The organism is Sphingobium sp. (assembly GCF_032153725.1).
Taxonomy (GTDB): Bacteria; Pseudomonadota; Alphaproteobacteria; order Sphingomonadales; family Sphingomonadaceae; genus Sphingobium.
Genome location: NZ_JALDYQ010000146.1, coordinates 1 through 3,560, shown reverse-complemented (window position 1 = coordinate 3,560; position 3,560 = coordinate 1). Strand labels below are relative to the sequence as shown.

The 3,560-nt window shown below is 63.2% G+C and carries 3 protein-coding genes; 1 reads left to right on the top strand and 2 read right to left on the bottom strand.

Features of this window, described 5'->3' with window-relative positions:
* Positions 1-130: 130 nt before the first annotated feature.
* Positions 131-1,066 (top strand): IS5 family transposase, encoded by a 936-nt coding sequence (locus RUH75_RS23465; protein WP_313809621.1) that lies wholly within the window; start codon positions 131-133, stop codon positions 1,064-1,066.
* Positions 1,067-1,279: 213 nt separating this feature from the next.
* On the opposite strand, the gene RUH75_RS23460 is transcribed toward RUH75_RS23465, so the two are convergent.
* On the bottom strand, positions 1,280-2,593 hold the full coding sequence (locus RUH75_RS23460) for a methyl-accepting chemotaxis protein (protein ID WP_313809620.1): 1,314 nt from the start codon (positions 2,591-2,593) through the stop codon (positions 1,280-1,282).
* Between the two features lie 88 nt (positions 2,594-2,681).
* A complete protein-coding gene (locus RUH75_RS23455) occupies positions 2,682-3,467 on the bottom strand; it encodes a polyphosphate kinase (protein ID WP_313809619.1) in 786 nt (261 codons plus the stop codon).
* Positions 3,468-3,560: the final 93 nt, after the last annotated feature.

Genomic DNA, 3,560 nt, shown 5'->3' with positions numbered 1-3,560 from the left:
CGTTCAGACGGCAGCACTCTACAATATAACCTACTTCAGTTCCAGGTGACTAGGAGACCTGTGCGCGGGTGGGTGTAGACAGCGGCTTTAATTGCTGATTCTATGAGCTTTCCGAAGAGGAGAGCAGGGCGTGGCGCATCGTTCGATTGGTCAGGAGCGGTTCGGTTTCGTAGAGCGCACGCGGTCGGCATCCTCGCTCGACGCGCTTGGCAAGCTGCTCGATTGGGCATCGGTCGCGGCGCTTCTCGATCCGCTTTATTCGGCCAGCAAGGGCGAGCCCGCCTGGCCACCTCTGGCCATGTTCAAGGCCTTGCTTCTATCGATCTGGTACGATCTGTCCGACGTGAAGCTGGCCGAGGCGCTTGATGATCGCGCTTCCTTCCGCCGCTTTTGTGGATTTTCGGGTGCCGAAGCAACACCCGAGCGAACAGCGTTCGTGCGCTTTCGCAAGGAGCTGGTCGGCCATAAGCTCGATCGGTCACTGTTCCTGGCTGTGACGGCGCAGCTCAAATCAAAGGCAGTCACAGTCAAGACCGGCACGCTGGTCGATGCCACGATCATTGCTTCAGCCAGCGAGGACGATGATGATGCGAGATGGGTCAAACATAAGGGAAAGCGGGCTGTCCATGGCTTCAAGGCGCATGTCGGCGCCGATGCCGATACGGCGTTGGTCGAGGAAATATCGATCACATCTGCCAATATCAACGATGGCAAAGCTGGCCCCGAAGCGCTGCCCGACAATCCCGGCGAGGTGTTTGCCGACAGTGCGTATCGTGGCAACCATTTCTGTGACGCTGTGCGTGCAAAGGGCGGCGTAGCGCGGATCGTCGCCACCGGCATGTGGGGCCGCGACGAACAGGAAACGCTGCGCAAGCTCAAAGAATGGAATCAACCGATCCACAGGGTGCGGGGCCGGATCGAGAAGATCTTCGGGACATGGAAGCGCTGCTACGGCCTGCGCCGAATGCGATGGCGAGGTTTCGCCAAAGCCGCCGTCCAGGTCCATCTCACCGCCATCGCCTACAACCTCAAGCGCACCATGAACATTCTCGCGGCCCAGACATGAAGGGTGTCTCCGCTCCTACCAGAGCGGCAGCGATGCAGGTCCAGCACCACCGTAAAATAGAAAAAGTGACGCGTTTCAGCGCTCTACACCCACCCGCGCACAGGTCTCACTAGAGCGCGCTGCGTTAAATCAGACGCAGGCCGCGCGCTCTAATTCTTTGTTGTCGCATCGTTTTAAGCGCAAAACCGGTTCCCACTTTTGCGCACGATGCTCTTAGGCCGCCTGAATCGCCCGAATGAAGGCACTGGCGCGGTCATCCAGCCGGCGGGCCTCTTCCGCCAACCGGCCCGCCGCGTTGCGCATCGCCTTTGCCCCGTCGACGGCGACATCGGCATTGTCGCTGATCCGGCTGGCGCTGGCGCGGATATGATCGCTGGACTGGCCCGCCTCCTCCACGCTGCGCGCAATCGCCCGGCTGAAGGCGCCATGCCGCGCCACCGCCCGAAACACGGAAGCCGACACCCGGTCCGCCGTCGCGATCGCCGCATCCATATGCGCATGCCCCTGCGCGACATGACCCACGGTGGTCCGGATATGATCGATCCGTCGGGCGATTTCCGCCGCTGCCTCGCGCGTCTGCCCGGCAAGCGACTTCACTTCCCGCGCGACCACGGCAAAGCCCTGCCCCGCCTCCCCAGCGCGCGCGGCCTCGATCCCGGCATTGAGCGCCAGTGTCGCCGTCGCCCGCGCGATGGCATCGATCAGCGCCGTCACTTCACCGATCCCATCAGCCTGCGCGCTCAGCGTCCGGGTCTGCGCCGCGCCCGCCTGCGCCTGGTCGACCGCCGCGCGGATGGCGACGCCCGCCTCGCGCGCCTCTTCCTCCATCGACTGGAAGAGCAGCCCTAATTCCCGCCCGGAAGCCGCGATGGCCGACAGATTGTCCGCTGTCTGCGCGGTCGCCACCGCCATGCCCGCCGAGGCATGACCGTTGTGCGCCGACCGCTCCGCCACATCCTCCGCCAGCCGGGAGAGCATGTCAGCCATGCCGACCAGGTCGGCGATCAGCGTCTCGACATCGCCCCGGAAGGTCGCGCTGTCCCGCGTGACCTTCTCCAGACGTTCGACCCGCGCCAGCGCGACCCGCGCGTCGCGCTCCGCGGCGAGCTTCAGCAGCAATTGTCCGCCCGCCACCCCGGCATAGCGCCCGCCGTCGATCACGATCAGCCCCTCGCAGCCCCGCCCCTGCGCGGCAAAGCGGTCGATCAGCGCCTCGATGCTGGTGCGTCGGTCCACGCAGGCGCAAGGCCGGACATGATCGTCCAGCCGTCCGCCGAAACTGGGATTGCGCAGCAACGCATGGCCAAACGGGTTGAACAGGATACGCCGCATGTCGCGCTCGTAAATGGCCCCGACAGGCTGGTCCGCAGCATCCAGCACGGGCAATAGCCGTAGCGCGGGATCATGCTGAAAATAATCGACCGCCTCGCTCAGCGGCCGCCCCAGCCGGATCGCCGGACTGCGCGCCACAAGGGTCAGGCCGGTCCCCTGGGAGAGGAACGGTTCCAGCGAAGACTGATCGAACATCTGTAACGCGTGCATAGACGCCGATTAGGCCAGCAATGGTAAACACGGCGTTAGAATTTGATGACAGTTTTGTTACAACATGCTGTTTTCACGATATTTTCTTGTACCCATAGGCTTTGGCGGCCAGCTTCACCACTTCGGGGTCAGCCTCCGGAAAATCCATCGGCACCAGCTTTTCCAGCCGCTTGGCGACCGTGCTGAGCGCCGCGATCCGCCCGGCCCGGCGGTGATTATTGTCGATCACGTGCCAGGGCGCCGCTTTCGTATCGGTCTTGCGGAACATGTCGTGCATGGCGTCGAGATAATCCGCCCGCCGCGACCGGTTGCGATAATCGTCCGCCCCCGTCTTCCAGCGCTTCCAGGGCGTGTCCAGCCGCTGGGCAAGCTGTTCGTCCTGCACCTCCTGCGTGATATGGACAAACAGCTTGATGATGTTGGTCCCGGCGTCGACCTGCTGCTTTTCGAAGGCGTTGATCTCCTCATAGGCGCGCTTCCACTCGCCCTTGGAACAGAAACCCTCGACCCGTTCGACCAGCACCCGGCCATACCAGCTGCGGTCGAAGATCGCGATGTTCCGCCCGGCAGGCAGGCGCGTCCAGAAACGCCAGAGGAAATGGCGGTCGCGCTCCTCCTCATTGGGGGCGGAGATCGGGTGGACCTTGTAATAGCGCGGGTCCCAGTCGGCGGTCGCGCGCTTGATAATGCCGCCCTTGCCCGCCGCATCCCATCCTTCCAACAGGATGACGCTGCGCCGGTCATGGATGACATGCGCGACCTGAATCTTGGCGAGCCGTTCCTGCAATGCCGCCAGCTTCGCCTCATAATCGCCCTTGAGCTTCACGCCCTTTTCATAATCGGCAAGGTCGATGGTCATTTCTGCGCCTTCCACTGTCCCGACGGCAAAGCACCAGCTTATACCAAAGGATCGAACCCGCAATCGGGGCAGCGGTTGCAATCACGCCGGGGC

Coding starts and splice junctions, on each gene's coding strand:
- RUH75_RS23455 (WP_313809619.1), bottom strand. CDS start 3,467: ATGACCATCGACCTTGCCGATTATGAAAAGGGCGTGAAGCTCAAGGGC.
- RUH75_RS23460 (WP_313809620.1), bottom strand. CDS start 2,593: ATGTTCGATCAGTCTTCGCTGGAACCGTTCCTCTCCCAGGGGACCGGC.